Origin of the sequence: Pseudomonas sp. B23(2017) (genome assembly GCF_002113725.1) — a bacterium.
In the GTDB taxonomy this organism is placed as follows: Bacteria; Pseudomonadota; Gammaproteobacteria; order Pseudomonadales; family Pseudomonadaceae; genus Aquipseudomonas; species Aquipseudomonas putida_Z.
Genome location: NZ_NEJM01000009.1, coordinates 13,009 through 30,213 on the forward strand (window position 1 = coordinate 13,009; position 17,205 = coordinate 30,213).

General features: G+C 63.5%; 18 protein-coding genes. 6 read left to right on the forward strand and 12 right to left on the reverse strand.

The window, feature by feature from the left end; translation table 11 throughout:
• Positions 1-39 precede the first annotated feature (39 nt).
• Positions 40-1,566 (forward strand): cryptochrome/photolyase family protein, encoded by a 1,527-nt coding sequence (locus tag CAG46_RS15660; protein WP_085616092.1) that lies wholly within the window; start codon positions 40-42, stop codon positions 1,564-1,566.
• Entirely contained in the window at positions 1,563-1,745 is a 183-nt protein-coding gene (locus tag CAG46_RS15665) for a DUF2256 domain-containing protein (RefSeq protein WP_085616094.1), read from the forward strand. Before CAG46_RS15660 ends, CAG46_RS15665 begins: the two co-directional genes overlap by 4 nt.
• Here the strand turns inward: CAG46_RS15665 and CAG46_RS15670 are convergent.
• From CAG46_RS15670 to CAG46_RS15700, 7 genes are all read right to left on the reverse strand, one after another.
• On the reverse strand, positions 1,683-2,171 hold the full coding sequence (locus CAG46_RS15670; protein ID WP_085616096.1) for a DUF2878 domain-containing protein: 489 nt from the start codon (positions 2,169-2,171) through the stop codon (positions 1,683-1,685). The genes CAG46_RS15665 and CAG46_RS15670 overlap by 63 nt on opposite strands.
• On the reverse strand, positions 2,171-3,433 hold the full coding sequence (locus CAG46_RS15675; RefSeq protein ID WP_084785211.1) for a cyclopropane-fatty-acyl-phospholipid synthase family protein: 1,263 nt from the start codon (positions 3,431-3,433) through the stop codon (positions 2,171-2,173). The genes CAG46_RS15670 and CAG46_RS15675 overlap by 1 nt, the downstream gene beginning before the upstream one ends.
• A complete protein-coding gene (locus CAG46_RS15680; RefSeq protein ID WP_085616098.1) occupies positions 3,408-4,217 on the reverse strand; it encodes a DUF1365 domain-containing protein in 810 nt (269 codons plus the stop codon). The genes CAG46_RS15675 and CAG46_RS15680 overlap by 26 nt, the downstream gene beginning before the upstream one ends.
• Positions 4,214-5,461 (reverse strand): NAD(P)/FAD-dependent oxidoreductase, encoded by a 1,248-nt coding sequence (locus CAG46_RS15685; RefSeq protein ID WP_085616100.1) that lies wholly within the window; start codon positions 5,459-5,461, stop codon positions 4,214-4,216. The genes CAG46_RS15680 and CAG46_RS15685 overlap by 4 nt, the downstream gene beginning before the upstream one ends.
• 6 nt (positions 5,462-5,467) lie before the next feature.
• Positions 5,468-6,220, reverse strand: a complete 753-nt coding sequence (locus CAG46_RS15690; protein WP_075045539.1) for an SDR family oxidoreductase — start codon at positions 6,218-6,220, stop codon at positions 5,468-5,470.
• A complete protein-coding gene (locus CAG46_RS15695) occupies positions 6,217-6,639 on the reverse strand; it encodes a nuclear transport factor 2 family protein (RefSeq protein ID WP_085616102.1) in 423 nt (140 codons plus the stop codon). The genes CAG46_RS15690 and CAG46_RS15695 overlap by 4 nt, the downstream gene beginning before the upstream one ends.
• A gap of 102 nt (positions 6,640-6,741) precedes the next feature.
• Entirely contained in the window at positions 6,742-7,188 is a 447-nt protein-coding gene (locus CAG46_RS15700; RefSeq protein WP_046613898.1) for a PAS domain S-box protein, read from the reverse strand.
• A 153-nt stretch (positions 7,189-7,341) separates the two neighbouring features.
• Between CAG46_RS15700 and CAG46_RS15705 the strand changes: the two genes are divergently transcribed.
• The 4 genes from CAG46_RS15705 (at position 7,342) to CAG46_RS15720 (ending at position 12,928) form a co-directional block, all read left to right on the forward strand.
• The gene (locus tag CAG46_RS15705) at positions 7,342-8,229 is read left to right on the forward strand and encodes a MerR family transcriptional regulator (protein WP_085616104.1); all 888 of its coding nucleotides are present in this window, start codon (positions 7,342-7,344) and stop codon (positions 8,227-8,229) included.
• Positions 8,230-8,446: 217 nt separating this feature from the next.
• A complete protein-coding gene (locus CAG46_RS15710; protein ID WP_085616106.1) occupies positions 8,447-9,631 on the forward strand; it encodes a porin in 1,185 nt (394 codons plus the stop codon).
• Positions 9,632-9,900: 269 nt separating this feature from the next.
• Positions 9,901-11,064: a nitric oxide-sensing protein NosP gene (gene nosP, locus CAG46_RS15715; RefSeq protein WP_085616108.1), complete on the forward strand. Its 1,164-nt coding sequence runs from the start codon at positions 9,901-9,903 to the stop codon at positions 11,062-11,064.
• Positions 11,033-12,928 carry a NahK/ErcS family hybrid sensor histidine kinase/response regulator gene (locus CAG46_RS15720; RefSeq protein WP_085616110.1) on the forward strand — a complete coding sequence of 632 codons (1,896 nt, stop codon included), beginning with the start codon at positions 11,033-11,035 and terminating at the stop codon, positions 12,926-12,928. Before nosP ends, CAG46_RS15720 begins: the two co-directional genes overlap by 32 nt.
• Positions 12,929-13,085: 157 nt before the next feature.
• On the opposite strand, the gene CAG46_RS15725 is transcribed toward CAG46_RS15720, so the two are convergent.
• From CAG46_RS15725 to CAG46_RS15750, 5 genes are all read right to left on the reverse strand, one after another.
• On the reverse strand, positions 13,086-13,751 hold the full coding sequence (locus tag CAG46_RS15725; protein ID WP_013972165.1) for a response regulator transcription factor: 666 nt from the start codon (positions 13,749-13,751) through the stop codon (positions 13,086-13,088).
• 57 nt (positions 13,752-13,808) lie between these two features.
• Complete coding sequence (locus CAG46_RS15730) at positions 13,809-14,369, reverse strand: PQQ-dependent catabolism-associated CXXCW motif protein (protein WP_085616112.1); 561 nt, start codon at positions 14,367-14,369, stop codon at positions 13,809-13,811.
• 292 nt (positions 14,370-14,661) lie between these two features.
• A complete protein-coding gene (locus tag CAG46_RS15740; RefSeq protein WP_013972167.1) occupies positions 14,662-15,453 on the reverse strand; it encodes an ABC transporter permease in 792 nt (263 codons plus the stop codon).
• The gene (locus tag CAG46_RS15745; RefSeq protein WP_085616114.1) at positions 15,450-16,190 is read right to left on the reverse strand and encodes an ABC transporter ATP-binding protein; all 741 of its coding nucleotides are present in this window, start codon (positions 16,188-16,190) and stop codon (positions 15,450-15,452) included. Before CAG46_RS15745 ends, CAG46_RS15740 begins: the two co-directional genes overlap by 4 nt.
• Complete coding sequence (locus CAG46_RS15750; RefSeq protein WP_085588077.1) at positions 16,187-17,176, reverse strand: YVTN family beta-propeller repeat protein; 990 nt, start codon at positions 17,174-17,176, stop codon at positions 16,187-16,189. The genes CAG46_RS15745 and CAG46_RS15750 overlap by 4 nt, the downstream gene beginning before the upstream one ends.
• Positions 17,177-17,205 lie beyond the last annotated feature (29 nt).

Sequence of the window (17,205 nt, forward strand, 5' to 3'; positions counted from 1 at the left end):
GCATAGCGGTAACGCTGACCAGCCAGGGGGAGCCTGAAGATGCGCCTGGGTCTGGTACTGGGTGACCAGCTGTCCTTCGATCTGGCCAGCCTCAACGCCCTCGATCCTGCCCGCGATGCTGTGCTGATGGCAGAAGTGGAAGGGGAAGCAAGGTATGTGCCGCATCATCCATTGAAGATCGTCCTGATCTTCAGCGCCATGCGGCACTTCGCCCAGGCGCTGCGTGAGCGCGGTTGGCAAGTGCATTATGTGCAACTCGACGATGACGGCAACAGCGGTAGCATCGTTGGCGAGTTGCGGCGCTGGCAGCAAGCCTTGGGAGCCACGCACATTCACCTGACCGAGTGCGGAGAGTGGCGCCTGGAGCAGGCGTTGCGCGATGCCGCACTGCCGCTTGTGTGGCATCGCGACACGCGATTTCTCTGTTCTCGCGAAGCCTTCGCGCGCTGGGCCCGGGAGCGCGGCCAACTGCGCATGGAGTACTTCTACCGTGGCATGCGCAAGCGTACCGGTCTGCTGCTGGAGCCTGACGGCAGCCCGGCAGGTGGAACCTGGAATCTCGATGGCGACAATCGCAAGGCCTTGCCCCGCCAGCTGCGTGGCCCCTTCGCCGCGCATTTCGAGCAGGACGAGATCACGGCAGCGGTAATAGCCCTGGTACGCCAACGCTTCAGCGACCACTACGGAGCCATCGACGGTTTCGACTATCCGGTGACCCATGCCGAGGCAAGGCAGCTCTGGCAACACTTTCTGGATTTCGGCCTGGCAGCTTTCGGTGACTACCAGGATGCGATGGCCGAGGGCGAGCCGTACCTGTTCCATGCGCGCATCAGTGCGGCGCTGAACATCGGGCTTCTGGACGTACGTTGCCTGTGCGAGGAGGTCGACAAGGCCTGGCGCGAGGGGCGAGTACCGCTCAATGCAGCAGAGGGCTTCATCCGCCAGTTGATCGGCTGGCGCGAGTATGTGCGCGGCATCTACTGGCTGCGCATGCCGGAGTATGCGGCGCTCAACTACCTGGGCAACGAGCGAGCGTTGCCGGAATTCTACTGGACCGGGCGCACCCGCATGCGCTGCATGGAGCAGGCCATCGGCCAGACCCTTCGCCTGGGCTACGCTCACCATATCCAGCGGCTTATGGTCACCGGCAACTTCGCCTTGCTGGCCGGTATCGCCCCAGCCGCGATTTGTGAGTGGTACCTGGCGGTCTACATGGATGCCTTCGACTGGGTCGAGCTGCCCAACACGCTTGGTATGGTGATGTACGCCGACGGCGGCTACCTGGGGTCCAAGCCTTACTGCGCCAGTGGTCGTTATATCCAGCGCATGTCCGACCATTGCAAGGCGTGCAGTTACAGGGTTGACCACGTGACCGAGGTGGATGGCTGCCCGTTCAATGCCTTGTATTGGCATTTTCTGATTCGCCATCGCTCGGAACTTTCGGCTAACCCGCGTCTGGCGCTGGTCTATCGAAGCCTGGATGGCATGGCGGCTGACCGTCGCGATGCCGTGTGGCAGCGTGGCCAGTCACTGCTGGCACAACTCGATGCGGCGCAGCCGATATGAAAAAAGGTCTTTTGCCCAGCAAGATCTGCGTAGTGTGTGGGCGGCCGTTCAACTGGCGCAAGCGCTGGGCGCGTTGCTGGGCGCAGGTGCGCTACTGCTCCGAACGATGCCGCAGGTCAGCACCGCACCGCGAGGCGCGCGAGCAAGGGCAGGGTAGCGGCCCATATCGGCACCAGTAACAGGCCGGTTTCCAGCGTGCCCATGGGCAAGTCGACATTTGCCAACCTCGCCCCGCTCAGATAGGCCAGAGGGCCGCCAACTGCACCCACCAGCGCACCGAGCCGCCAGTGCCTGTCGGCCCATGCCAGGCTGTGGCGCATGCCGCTGGCCAGCACCAGCCACAGCAGCGCAAGCCACAGCGGCAGTGGCCAGGTGTCGAAACCGAACACGCCCAGCGCGCCCAGCACGCTGTCCAGCACACATCCCACCGGCGTTACGCGCAACAGCGCCTTGACCTCTGCGTGGACGTCCGGGCACAGGCTCAGGTGCACGGCCAGGCCAGGAATCACAAGCAACGAAAGGAAGGTTTTTTCGGCCCCCAATACGCATAGCCACCAGCCAGCCTGTAGCCACAAGGCATTGGCGAGCAGCCAGCGACGGCTCATCAGGCACTGCCAGGCAAGGGCGCGCGCCGTGCCTGGGGCGCTGCCCAGAGCAGATGCGCGACACCGATGGCGCGCTCCTCAAAACCGCCTTGGCAGTAACACAGGTAGAATTCCCACAGGCGCTGAAACATGTCGTCGTAGCCAAGGTCCGTCAACGCAGCGCGTGCCTGGCGCAGGTTTTCTCGCCAGTGCCGCAGGGTGCGGGCATAGTCCTGACCGAAATCTTCCATGTGCAAGAGGTTGAGTGCGGTGTGCCGGCTGGCAGTTTCCAGCAACACGCTCAACGAAGGCAGGGCGCCACCGGGGAAGATGTAGCGCTGGATGAAATCGACCGACCGCCGCGCCTGTGCATAGCGCTGATCGCGGATGGTGATCGCCTGCAACAGCATCAGGCCGTCTGGCTTGAGTAGCGAGGCACACTGGCGGAAATACACCGGCAGGTAACGGTGGCCGACAGCCTCGATCATCTCGATCGAGACCAGTTTGTCGAAGGTGCCTTGAAGATCGCGGTAGTCTTCGCGAAGCACTTTCACGCGCTGCTCCAGCCCCAGGGCCTGAACGCGTTGCAGGGTATGGCTGTACTGCGCCTCGGAAAGCGTGGTGGTGGTGACCTTGCAGCCATATCGGGTGGCGGCGTGGATTGCCAGGCTGCCCCACCCGCAGCCGATCTCCAGCAGATGGTCGGCAGGGCACAGTTCCAGCTTCTGGCAGATGCGCTCCAGCTTGTGCAACTGAGCTTGTTCCAGCGTCTGTTCAGGGTGTTCGAACCGGGCTGCCGAATACATCATGGTGGGGTCCAGCAGCCGCTCGAACAGGGCATTGCCCAGATCGTAGTGCGCCAGGATATTGCGGCGGGCACCGCGCCTGCTGTTGCGGTTGAGTTTGTGCTGCAACCGCAGGGCAGGGCGGCCGAAGCGGGCCAGGCCACCCTCGAGGGTGTCAAGTACCTCAAGGTTTGCGACAAACAGGCGAGTCACCAGCGCCAGGTCGGGACTTCGCCAATAGCCGTGGATGTAGGCTTCGCCAGCACCGATCGAACCATTGCCGGCTATCAGGCTCCAGGTGATGTCATCAAGGATTTCCACCTCGGCCTGCAGCGGGCTGTCGGCGTCACCGAAGCTCCATTGCTGCCCGTGGCTGAGCAGGCGCAAATGGCCATGGCGCAGCCTGCCCAGGCTGGCGAGCACGGCGTTTCGTGCCAGGCCACCGAACAACGGCCCGAGGCCGGCGAACTTGCTAACGCTCAGGGTGGGGTTCGACATCATCAGGGTCCTCGCAGGAATGGCCGAGCGCCAGGTCACTCTGGCTGGGCGTGTGGTCATGGATGGGCGTGCGTTTGAACAACAGGCGCAGTGCCTGCCAGTAGATGGCCGCGACGGTGCGCAGGCTCATCCAGGGGAAGGCCAGTACGTATCGGTGCACGGCGGCTTTATCCAGCGGCTGGCGCTGCAGGGCCAGGTCGGCCTCGAACACCTTGTTATCGGCTTGCCAGTTCTCCATGTGGATGCGCACATGCTCTGCGTCCAGGGCAAAGTGCAAGCGATAGTCCATGTGCAGTGGCATGAAAGGCGACACATGAAAGGCCTTGGTGACAGTGAAGGGCCTGGCAAGGTTTTCGCTGACCGGCAGCACGTAATGGAAGCGTTCGCGCCATGGCGTGTTTCGCACCTCCAGCAGGATTGCCGTCAGTCGTCCGTCGCGGTCATGGCAGAAATAGAAACTGACCGGGTTGAACGACAGCCCCCAGCAACGCAATTGCGTGAGCAGGTGCACCGGCCCCTCAGGCATCTCTCCCGTCGCGTTGTGCACCAGCGAACGTGCAGCCTGGGCCAGCGTCTCGCCGCGGCGGGTCCGAGCTGGCAGGTAATCTGCCGGGTGCCAGCTGAGCGGCGCCAGACGCCAGCGCCACAGCCAACGTGACAGGCCTGTCAGCCAGGCTTGCTCGTCCAGGTCCAGGTAGAACATGCCGATCCTGTAGCGGAAGGCGTGGGGGCGCGGCGCCAGGCGCCGGTGGCTGACCCAGCCCACGCAAAGGCTGCTGTTCACAGGTGCTCTCCGAAATGCGCGGCCACCTTCAACGCACTGACCACGCCATCCTCGTGAAAGCCGTTGCCCCAGTAGGCGCCGCAGAAGTAGCTGTGGCGATAGCCCTGCAGCTGTTCCTGGCGCGCCTGCGCGGCGCACGCCGCAAGGCTGTATTGCGGATGGTCGTACTGGAAGCGGGCAATGATCTGCGCCGGATCCACCAGCGCGGTCTGGTTGAGGCTCACGCAGAACGTCGCCGGTGCCTGGATGCCTTGCAGAATGTTCATGTTGTAAGTCAGCGCGGCAGGCGCCTGCTGTGGCCCGCCGAGCCGGTAGTTCCAGCTGGCCCAGGCGCGTTTGCGGCGGGGTAGCAGACGGGTATCGGTGTGCAGCACCACATCGTTGCTGGCATAGCCGATGGCGCCGAGCACTTCCCGCTCCTGCACGCTCGGCGCTTCCAGCAGCGCCAGGGCCTGGTCGCTGTGGCAGGCAAACACCACATTGTCGTAACGTTCGGTACCGGCAGCGCTCATCAGGGTGACGCCACCTTCGTCGCGGCTGACCCGGTAAACCTTGCAGTCGAGGCGGATGCGCCCGGCAAACGGTCGGCACAGCGGACCGACATAGCTGCGCGAGCCCCCTTCGATCACGCGCCACTGTGGGCGTTGGTTGACCGACAACAAGCCGTGGTTGCGACAGAACCGCACAAAGAACGCAAGTGGGAAGCCGAGCATGTCCGCGCGGGACATCGACCATATCGCCGAGCCCATCGGTACGATGTAATGATCGATGAAGCGCTGCCCATACCGCTGCATCTGGAGGTAGGCGCCCAGGGTAGCGTTGGCATCGATACGCTGGTTATCCAGGTCGGCGAGCGCCTGACGGTTGAAACGCAGAATGTCCCTTAGCATCCCCCAGAACCCCGGGGACACCAGGTTGCGGCGTTGGGCAAACAGGGTGTTCAGGTCGTGCCCGTTGTATTCCAGGCCGGTGGCCGGATCATGCACGGAGAAACTCATTTCGGTCGGCCGCGAGGCGACTTTCAGGTGCTCGAGCAAGCGTATGAAGTGCGGATAGGTCCAGTCATTGAATACGATGAAGCCGGTATCTATTGCATGGCGTTCACCCTGCCAGATCACATCGAGGGTATGCGTGTGGCCCCCGATCCATTGCTCGGCTTCGAAAACCGTAACCTCATGCCTGCGTGACAGCAGATGAGCGCAGGATAGCCCTGCGATGCCGCTGCCGATTATTGCTATACGCATGGATCATCATTCCTGTTCATGACGGGCAAGGTGTTGCCCTAGCGCCAGGCGCAGGCGTGCGGGCAGTGCGCCGAGCAGTCGCAATACCAGGGTGAAAAGCAGGGGGAAGTTGATTTCCAGCGGGCGCTCGGGAAGGCGTCTGGCGATATGGCTGGCTGCGCGCTGTGCCGACCATAGCTGGGGCATGGGGAAATCGTTGCGACGGGTCAATGGCGTATCTACAAAGCCAGGGCTGACGAGGGTGACGGCGATGCCCTCGCGGGCCAGGTCGATGCGCTGCGATTCCACCAGGTAGCGCACGGCTGCCTTGGACGCGCCATAGGCACCGGCGCGGGGCAGGGCCAGCCAGGTCACCGAACTGCCCATCACTACCAGGTGAGGGTGCTGACCGGCGCGAAGCAAGGGCAGGGCCGCTGCCAGGCAGTAGCTGACGGCAAGGAAATTGGTACGGACCACGCGCTCGACAAGGGCTGGGTCGAAATGGCCCGGTTCCAGGTACTCGCAGGTGCCTGCATTGAGGATCACCTGGTCCAGTGCTCCCCAGGCCTGCTCGATACGGGTTGCGATCCCGGATACCTGTACAGGGTCGTCGAGGTCGCCGATGGCCAGCAGCACCTGCCCGGGAAAGTGTTCAGCCAACGGCGCGAGACGATCCGCATTGCGTCCGCCCAAGGCAACCTGGTGGCCTTGCTCCAGCAGGCATTGTGCAAGTGCGGCACCGATACCGCTGCTTGCGCCTGTCAGCCAGCAGCGGCTCATGCGACCCTGCCTTTGAGCCATCGAATCGCACGGCCCATGACCGGAACGTGTTCGTAGAGCAGTGCTGCTGCGTCGAAATAGTCCTGGTGGAAATGGACCCGTTCATGCCATTGCAGGTAACTGCATCCCTGCAAGGTGATCTGCTCACCACCGGCCAGGCGTGGATGGCGGAACTGCAGGGTCCAGCGCAGGTAACCTTGCCCGGGCGTCACTTCGTCGGCGCTGGAAAAGGCATAGCGGATATCGTGAGCGTTGGCGTACACCTGCGCGAAATAGGTTCGCAGAGCCGGCAGCCCCTGGATCTGATGCAACGGATCGCGAAAGGTGACATCGTCGCTGTACAGCTTTTCAAGGGTGCCGAGGTTGCCCCCGTCGAGGCGGCTGAAATGCTCGGCGAATTGCTGCAGATACGCTGACATGCTGGGCTCCAGGAAATCCTGTACAGAAATGGCTTGCTGTACAGGTATAGCTGAAGTCTAAGCGTAAATCTATACAAGTCAACGACCTTGTATAGGTTTTGGTCAGCGCTCCGCCTGGCCCAGTTGCCGGCGCAATTCAGCTACCTCGGCCTCCAGCTCGCGTAGCTTTTCCTCGGCGAAAACCTGCGCTGTAACGTCGCGCTGGATGCCGATGTAGTACGTCAACTGGTCCGCTTCGTTGTGCACGGGCGTGATGGACAACTCGTTCCAGAACAGGCTCCCGTCCTTGCGGTAATTGCGCAGCACCTGGCAGCATGGGAGGCCTCCACGGATTGCCTCGCGGATGCTGTCGAGGCCCGCCTGGTCATGATCTTCGCCCTGCAGAAAACGGCAGTCCTGATACAGGATTTCCTCGGCGCGATAGCCGGTCAGGCGCTCGAAGGCGGGGTTGACGTAGATGAGGATGCTGTCGTCGCCTTCTTGCTCTGCGACGACGATGCCATCGTTGGAATGCTCGACCATCAGTTGCAGGAGTTTCGCGTTGATCATGGGGCCCACCTACAGGCATTTGTATGCGAAGTGCGCAGCCTGGCCTGCGTGCAGAAGGCCTCGGCGCCGTTTGTTGCATGATGAACCAACGAGGCTCGCCGCAGAAGGTGCATATGGGTTTAGAATGTGCCACCCCCCAGATAAACCCTCATCATGACTGACGCCACCCCAGCCGATTTGTTACCCATGCGCGATGTGGTCAGCCTGACCGGCATCAATCCGGTGACCTTGCGGGCCTGGGAGCGGCGCCATGGGTTGATAAGCCCGCAGCGCACCGAGGGCGGCCATCGCCTGTACACGGCCCGGGATGTCCAGCGCATACGCGACATCTTGCACTGGACCGGCAATGGCGTGCCCATCAGCAAGGTAGGCGACATCCTCGCAGGTCAGCCAGATGCGCCGGTGCAGCAGCACTCGGGCTTCGACGACTGGCGCCTCGCCGTGGAGCGCGCCACCCAGGCATTCGATACACAAGCGTTGGAAGCCATCCACGGGCAGTTGTTCACCATCCTGCCCAAGGCCAGCGTGCTGCGCGAGGTGCTGATGCCGGTCTGGCATGGCCTGGCTTCAGGCATTGCGCCGGGCCAGCGTAGCCAATGGCTGTTTCTGGACATGTTCCTGCGCGCCCGCCTGCTGCTGCGTCTGCAGATGAACCAGGCCGATGCGCCGCGCGTGCTGCTGGCAGGCACCGAGGGGCAAGCCGAACTGCAGGTATTGTGTACCGGCCTGTTGTTGAGCGGCGAGCAGCAACGCATCGAAGTACTCGGGTGCGGGCAGCCGCTGGAAGAAATCCCCATGCTATGTGCGGCGATGCAGCCTGCGGCACTGGTGATCAAGGTTCAGGTGCCGGTGGACCCTGCCTTGGCCAGGCGCCTGCGTTCGCTGCAAATGCAGATCGCTTGTCCGCTGGCCTTGATTGGCGAGGGGCTGGCCGATTCGCCACCCGCCTGGAAAGGCCTGCCGTTGTGTCTGCTGGACGAGCAACGGGCTGATGCCTCAAGCACGCTAGGCGCGTTGCTCAGTGGTGCCCTGGACCTTTGACCGGGGCTCGCTCCAGTCTGCCGTATTGATCCTCGCCTGCTCCTGTGGGTTACGCCAGAAGTCTTGCCTCTGGGTGTAACCCGGTCCTGGGCCGGAATCATCACGCCCCGCACGCTGGCCAAAAGCACCTGGCAGCCCCCTCCAAGGCAGCGTTTCTGGCTGTTTGCCAGCTTCTGATAATCGCCTCCGACATCCCGTCCCCGTTTCGGAGCGCGCCATGTACAACAATAAGAATCTGTCCCCACGCTTGCTGGCGGCTGTTACCGTCAGCCTCTCGACCCTTTGCCTGAGCAGCCTCGCCCAGGCCGAGATCATGCTGTACGACAAGGACCAGACGACGTTTTCCACCGACGGCTATATCAACGCCTTCTACGTCAACAGCGATGTCGACCGGCAGGGCGAGCAGTTCGATCGCCGCCAGTCACGGGTGAAAATGGGCTTTCTGCCCAACTACCTGGGCTTCAACATGGGCAAGCAGGTGGATGACCTGAAGCTCGGCGCGCGTGCCTCGTTCTGGGTGACCATCAACGACAGCGAAACCAACGGCACCGACACCGCCATCGATGTGCGCCAGTTCTACGGCACCGTGGCCAACCCCGAGTGGGGTGAGGTGCTGATTGGCAAGGACTTCGGGCTGTTCGCCCGTTCCAATATCCTGCTCGACGAACTGCTGGCCGGTTATGGCCAGGTCAGTGACACCCTGGGGCTGGTGGACGGCGGCGGGGTATCGTTCGGCAACATCGGTAGCGGCTACCCGTACCCGTTCCCCACCTCGCAGATCACCTACCGCACGCCAGTGATGGACGGCCTGCGGGTGGCGGTGGGCATCATGGACCCGGTGGACACCAACGACAGCAGCCCGACCGGCAAGGCCTATCAGGAAAACCCGCGTACCGAAAGCGAGATCACCTACCAGTTCGACCTGGCTGGGGCGCAGATCTACAGCTGGGTCAACGGCAGCTACCAGACCTCCGACAACACCGACCCGGCGGTGCAGTCGGTCACCTCCAAAGGTGTCGGCTACGGTGTGCAGGCGAAGATGGGGGGGCTGTCGCTGACCGGCTCGGGGTTCCAGGCCAAGGGCATCAACCCGTTCTTCACCAACAACGCTGGCGAACCGACCTTGCGCAATGTCGACAGCGATGGCTACCTGCTGCAGGGCTCCTACAAGGTCGGCAAGAACCGGGTGGCGCTGTCCTATGGCAAGACCAAGGACGATGGCAACGGCGCGGTGGGCAGTGGTGCGGATTACGAGACCCGCGGCGTGGCGCTGTTCCATGACGTCAACGACAACCTCAAGCTGGTTGCCGAGTACAACCAGTTTTCCATCGACGGCCATGAAACCAGTGACCAGAACGAAGACACCGATACCTTTGCGGTGGGGGCGGTGCTCACCTGGTAAGCCTTGCCAGACCGGGCAACACGGTCAATTGCAGGAGCGGCCTTGTGTCGCGAAAGGGCCGCAAAGCGGCCCCAGGATTTCAGCAGCGATGCACAAATTGCTGGGGCTGCTTTGCAGCCCTTTCGCGACACAAGGCCGCTCCTACAAGGTCCCGCGCATGCCGGTGATATTACGTCCATGGAACCGCCCACCCGCTACCCAAGTAGCATTCGTCGTCGATGATCGCCTTCGTACACTCATCACTCAGCCACCCCGCGCCGGAGACCACGATGCAGCAGGCTCACAACGACGGTGTGGTCAGCGCCATGTCCCAGGCAACCGACGCCCGGCAGGCAGCTCAGGAGCTGGCGGCGCAGTTGCTGCACCCGCACCTGGGCTTCGTGCTGTTCTTCTGCTCCGCCGAATACGACCTGCAAGCCTTGGGCGAAGCCCTGGAGCAGGGTTTTGGCGGCATCCGCCTGGTCGGTTGCACCAGCGCCGGCGAAATCACCCCGCTGGGCTACGGCCGCAATTGCATAACGGCAGTCGGGTTCGATCATCGGCACTTTTCCATCGCCACCGAGCTGATCGATGAAATGGAGCGCTTCAGCCTGATCGACGCCCAGCAGATGGTCGAGCGCCTGGTCGGCACCTGTCGCAGCAATAACCTAGCGCCGATCAAGGGCCACAGCTTTGCCCTGACCCTGCTCGACGGCCTGTCCAGCCGCGAGGAAATGGTGCTCGCCGCCCTCAGTGCGGCCCTGGGCGATATCCCGCATTTCGGCGGGTCGGCCGGCGACGACAACTACCTGACCCGCACCCACGTGTATTTCGGCGGCGCGTTCCACCACGGCGCCGCGGTGGTGGTGCTGGTCAATACCTGGCTCGACTTCGAAGTGTTCACCACCCACCACATCCTGCCGCGTCAGGAAAAGCTGGTGGTCACCGGTGCCGACAGTGCCCAGCGCCGGGTCTTCGAATTGAATGCCGAGCCTGCTGCCGAGGAATACGCCCGGCACATCGGCGTGCCGGTGGCCGAGCTCGATCATCAAGTGTTCGCCGCACATCCGCTGGCCGTGCGCATCCATGACCAGTATTACGTGCGGGCGATCCAGCAAGTGCACCCGGACCTGAGCCTGAGTTTCTACTGCGCGGTGGAGAACGGCATCGTGCTCACCGCCATGACCCCGGGCCCGCTGTTGCCGAACCTGCACCAGTTGTTCGACGGCTTGCAGCAGCGCCTCGGCCCGCTGCTGCTGACCATCGGTTGCGATTGCTTCCTGCGGCGGCTGGAGCTCGAAGCCCGGCACGGCCTGGAGCCGATCGGCGCGTTCCTGCGCGAGCAGCGGGTGATCGGCTTCAACACCTACGGAGAACAGTTCAATGGCATGCACATCAACCAGACCTTCACCGGGGTCGCCATTGCCCGCAACCGGCCTCCTGTCGGTCGCTGAACTGCAGGCCGAGGTCGCCCGGCTGCAGCACCAGAACCACAAGCTGCAGCGTATCAACGGCGCACTGATCGAGCGTATCGAGTCCGGCGTCACGCGTGGCAACGACCCTTATGCCGCGTTCCAGCATTCGGTGGTGCTGGCCGAGCAGGTGCGCGAACGCACCGAAGCGCTGAACCAGGCCATGGCCGAGCTCAAGGCCGTCAACCACCTGCTCAGCGAGGCCCGGCAGCGGGCCGAGACGGCACACCAGCACCAGATTCGCCTGATCACCGACCATGTGCCGGCGCTGATCGCCTACCTGAATGCCGACCTGGTCTACGAATTCACCAACAAGGTCTATGAAGAATGGTACTGCTGGCCTCGCGGCGTGATGCTGGGCCAGAGCCTGCGCGAGGCCCACAGCGAGCAGCATTACCAGCGCCTGGAGGCCTACGTGGCGCGGGCGCTGGCAGGGGAGAGCGTAACCTTCGAGTTTGCCGAAACCAACATCAACGGCCAGGAACGCTACATGCTGCGCTCCTACGTGCCGAACCGCCTGGCCAATGGCGAAGTGGTGGGCATCTTCGTGTTGATCCGCGACATCACCGAGCGGCGCAATACCGCGCAGGCGCTGCACCAGGCGTATCAGCATCTGGAGCAACGGGTACGCGAGCGCACTGCCGAGCTAACCAGCCTGAACGAACAGCTGCTGCGCGAAATCGAGGAGCGCAGCCGGGTGGAATCGCGCTTGCGCGAGGCCAAGCGGGAGGCCGAGCAGGCCAACCTGTCGAAAACCAAGTTCCTTGCCGCCGTCAGCCATGACCTGCTGCAGCCACTGAACGCGGCGCGGCTGTTCACCAGTGCCTTGCTCGAACACCGCGAGCCGCACAACAGTGCTCACCTGGTGCGTAATGTCAGCAACTCGCTGGAGGATGTGGAGAACCTGCTAGGTACCCTGGTGGATATTTCCAAGCTCGATGCCGGCGTGATCAAGGCCGATGTCGCCCCGTTCGCCCTGCGCGAACTGATGGACAACCTCGCTGCCGAATACGCCCAGGTGGCGCGCAGCGAAGGGCTTGAGCTGCATTTCGTGGGCTGTTCCGCCGTGGTGCGCAGTGACATTCAGCTGCTGGCGCGGATCCTGCGCAACCTGCTCAGCAATGCCATTCGCTACACCCGCAGCGGCCGCGTGGTGCTGGGCTGCCGGCGCCAGCGTGGCGGCTTGCGGATCGAAGTATGGGACAGCGGGATCGGTATCGCCGAAGAGCACCTGGAAGAAATGTTCCAGGAGTTCAGGCGCGGCGATGTGCAGCGCCCGGACCAGGACCGTGGCTTGGGCCTGGGCCTGGCGATCGTGGAAAAGATCGCCGGCATCCTCGGCCACCGGATTCGGATGCGGTCATGGCTTGGCAAAGGCTCGGTATTCGCGGTCGAAGTGCCGCTGAGCGCCACTGCGCCAAAGGCCCAGCCGAGCCTGGCGATCAGCGAACCGATGCTCGAGCGCCTGCGCGGGGCGCGGGTGTGGGTGCTGGATAACGATGCGGCGATTTGCGCCGGCATGCGCACCCTGCTGGAGGGGTGGGGTTGCCGGGTGGTCACCGCGCTGTCGGAGGAGGACCTGGCGCGCCAGGTGGACAACTACCATGCCGAGGCCGACCTGCTGATCGCCGACTACCACCTGGACAACGACTGCAATGGCGTCGACGCCGTGGCGCGGATCAATGCCCGCCGCGCCCAGCCCTTGCCGGCGATGATGATCACCGCCAACTACAGCAACGAGCTCAAGCAACAGATCCGCGAGCTGGGCCACACCCTGATGCACAAGCCGGTGCGGCCGATGAAGCTGAAGGCGGCGATGAGCCATTTGCTGGGCAGCCAGGGCTAGCCGCGATGCCAGACAGTCAGCGGTATTGGGGCTGCTGCGCAGCCCATCGCCGGCAAGCCGGCTCCCACAGGTACTGCGCAGGACTCGAGAGTTGCGCAGTACCTGTGGGAGCTGGCTTGCCGGCGATGGGCCGCAAGGCGGCCCCCAGATAGCGGTATCAACGCCGCAGGTAATCACCGAAATCGATATCACCGGCACTGAGGATGGCCTGCACCCGGTTGTGCACGTTGAGTTTGCGCAGGATCGCCGAAACATGGGCCTTGACCGTGGTCTCGGCGATATCCAGGGTGTAGGCGATCTGCTTGTTCGACTCGCCCTTGGTCATGCGCTCGAGCACCAGCAGCTGCTTGCGGGTCAGGGCCTGGAGCATCTCCGGCGGGAAGCTCGGGGCATCGTTCAGGCGCCGGCTGGTGCTGCTTTTCTGGGCACGGATGATGTCGGGCGGCAGGTAGACGTTGCCATTGAGGATCTGCTCGATCGCCTCGATCATCTGTGAGCGGGGCGAGGACTTGGTGATGAAACCCACCGCACCATAAGTGATGGCCTGCAGCACGATCTGCTTTTCCTGCTCGGCCGAGACGATCACCACCGGCGTGGTCGGTGCCTCGTTGCGCAGGGTGATCAGGCCATTGAGGCCATGCATGCCGGGCATGTTCAGGTCGAGCAGGATCAGGTCGAGGTCGTCGTGCTCGTGGGTCAGCGCCAGAGCGCTGTCCAGGTCGGCAGTTTCCATGACTTCGCTGCCCTGGAAGCCATCGCTGATAACGTTGTGGATAGCTTCGCGAAACAGGGGGTGATCGTCGGCAATCAGAATTTTGTACATGGCCTTTTCACCTCGTTTTTATTGGATGGAGCGGGCACGCGTTTGCAGGCGATGAATTCAGGGGAAGGGTTCTGGCTGCGCCGGTTGCAGCGGCAGGTTGGCCTGCTGCCAGGCGTCCAGGCCGTCGCGGTACCAATACAGATTCTCATAGCCCAGGGCTTTCGCGCGTTTTACCGCGTTCCAGCTTAACCAGCAATCGGAGCGGCAGTAAAAGACCAGCGGTTGCTCCGTGCGCCCGGCGGTGGCTTGTTGCAGGTTGCGCACGAAGTAATCGTGCCACGCCGGGCTCAGCTCACCGTCGCCGGTGTTGGCCAGCCAGCGGCTGCCGGGGATGTTGGCGTGGGGTTCATCTTCGATGAAGCGGCCTTGCAGCCATTGGCGGCGGTAGACGTCGATCAGTACCGGCCTTGGGGTGTGCCCCAGCAGGGCTTGCAGGGTGGCAGTGTCGATGACCTGGCCGCCCTCGACCTGTTGTGGGGTCGGGCTGCGGTAGAGGGTGGTGCGATAGCCGTCGGCGGAGAATAGCGGCGTGGTGTCGGCCTGGGCGATGCCCAGCGTCAGGCTCAGGGAAAGCGCCGCCAGCAATGGGCGTGGCAGCCGGGGCAGGGCACGTGGCATGGGGTTTGTCCTTTTTGTTATAGGTCCATTACATGCCAGTGGCGGTGCATTGTGAATGCGACGATCAGACAGCAAAGGCAGTACCAAAGTAGTAGAAAGCCGGGCGCCTCTGGCCTGATCCTGCCCAATATCTGAATGCATGCGCGATCCCTGTGGGAGCGGGTTTACCCGCGAACACCGGCGAAGCCGGTGCCATGCACCGCGTTGTCTTCTTCGCGGGTAAACCCGCTCCCACACGGACCGTGTTCCTTCAACGGGTTCGGCGAAGGGTCCGGAGGGAGACAGCTGCCAATCAGCGCGGCTTGCGCAGCGCCGCATGCTGGGGGTTGAAGGTAAGGATCGCCAGCAGGGTGAACAGCACGGTCAGCCCCAGGCATACCGCCAGCGCCAGCGGGTTGAAGCGCTCATACAAGGCAAAGCGCACCAGCTCCACGGCATGGGTGAACGGGTTCACTGCACACAGCCAGTACAGCCACTGGCTGGCCTCACGCATCTTCCACAACGGGTACAGCGCCGAGGACAGGAAGAACAGCGGGAATATCACGAAGTTCATCACCCCGGCAAAGTTCTCCAGCTGGCGAATCGCATTCGACAGCAACAGCCCCAGGGCGCTGAGCATCAGCGCCACCAGCAATAACGCCGGCAGCGCCAGCAACAAGCCCGCAGCCGGTGGCTGCACGCCATACAACCAGGCAATGGCAAGAAAGGCGTACACCTGCAGCAGGGAGATCAACGAGGTTGCCAGCAGCTTGCTGCCGAGCAGGAAGGGCCGCGGCAACGGGCTGGTCAGCAACACGCGCATGCTGCCCATCTCCCGGTCATAGACCATCGACAGCGAGCCCTGCATGCCGTTGAACAGCAGGATCATGCAGGCAAGGCCCGGGATGATGTAAACCTCGTAGGGGATGTAGGTGTCGTAGGGCTCGATGATCGCAATGCCCAGGGCCGCGCGAAAGCCGGCGGCGAACACCAGCAGCCACAGCAGCGGGCGCACCAGGGCGCTGAGAAAACGGGTGCGCTGCAGGACGAAACGCAGGCATTCGCGCAGGAGAATGCCGTTGAAGCACTGCCAGTAAGCGTTCATCGGGCATCGGCTCCTGTGGGGGCGCTGGTCAGGCGGGCAAAGGCATGGTCGAGGTCACCGCCGTGCTCCAGGCTCAGGGCGTCGGCCGTGCCGCTGGCCACCAGGCGCCCTTGATGCAGGATCAGCAGGTCATCGCTGGGCTGCACTTCGTCCAGCAGATGGGTGGTCCACAGCACACTGAGGCGCTGCTCGCGGCACAGCAGCCGCAGGTGCTGGTTGAGCGCCAGGCGGCTGGCCGGGTCAAGGCCGACGCTGGCCTCGTCGAGCAACAGCAAACGCGGTTCATGCAGCAGCGCGCGGGCAATCTCCACTCGGCGTCGATGGCCGATGTTCAGCGCCCGGACCGGCTCACGCCGCCGTTCATCGAGGCCCTGGCGGGCCAGTTCGGCATCGACCCGAATATTGCCCTGGCGCCGCGACAGGCCATGCAGCGAGGCGTGGTAGCGCAGGTTCTGCTCCACGCTCAGGTCAAGGTCGAGGGTGCTTTGCTGGAACACCACGCCCAGTTGGCGCAAGGCCGGGCGTGTGGCGTTGCGCAGCGAGCAGCCGCACACGCGGATGTCGCCATGCTGCAGGTCGTACAACCGGGTGAGCAGGGCGATCAGGGTCGACTTGCCGGCGCCGTTGGGGCCCAGCAAGGCGGCGAAACGCCCGGGCGCCAGGCTGAAGCCGACCTGCCTGAGCGCCTCGCGCTGGCCGTAGGCAAAGCTCACGTCACTGACTTCGAGGGTATTCATGGCGTCACCACCACGCCCCAGGGGTAGCGGCCGACCTTCACCGACTTGAGCACCTTGAGGTTTTTTGCATCGATCACCGAAACGTCGCCGCTGACCCCGTTGGTGGCCAGCAACTGGCTCTGGTCCGGGGTGAACGCCAGTTGCCAGACCCGCCGGCCCACCAGCAGGTAGTCGAGTACTTCGTAGGTCTTGGCATCGACCACCGCCACATGGTTGGCCGGGCCCAGGGCGACGAACGCGTACTTGCCATCGGCGCTGAGCTTGATGCCTACCGGCTGGACCTTGTCCGGGTGCACGCCCTTGATCTGGAAATTCAGGGTTTTCAGCACCTGGCGGCTGGCCACGTCGAGGATGGTCACCGTGCCGCCGATTTCTGCCGAGGCCCACAGCCGCGAGCCGTCCTGGCTGAACTCGACGAAGCGTGGCCGCTGGTCCACCGGGGTGCTGTCCGCCAGGGTCTGGGTGCTGGTGTCGATCCAGTGCAGCATGTTGGTGGTTTCGCTGGTGTTGACCGCCCACTTGCCATCCGGGCTCACCGCCATGCCTTCGGGCTCGATGCCGACGTCGATCTGCCCGAGCACCTTGTCGGTCTGGGTGTCGATCACCGTCACCAGCGCGTCGTCCTCGTTGGACACGTACAACCAGCGGTCGTTGGGGTGCAGGGCGAACTGCTCGGGGTCCTTGCCGGAGGGCAGCTCCTTGATGATCTTGCGGGTGGCCACGTCCATCACCTGCACTCGGTCCGAATCGCTGGCGCAGATGTACAGCAGCGTGTTGTCGTGGGACAGCAGCAGGCCGCGCGGGCGCTGGCCCACCGGCAGGGTCTCGGTGACTTGCAGGGTCTGCATGTCGATCAGGCTGAGGCTGTTGTCCTTCTCGTTCGACACCCAGGCGGTGGCGGCCACGGCATGCCCGCCGGCAAGCGCCAGGGCGCCCGACAGCAGGCTGGGGTAAAGCAGTGCCCGGTGAAACGGGGAGCGACGCATGGCGAAATCCTTTTTGTTGTGGTTATCGG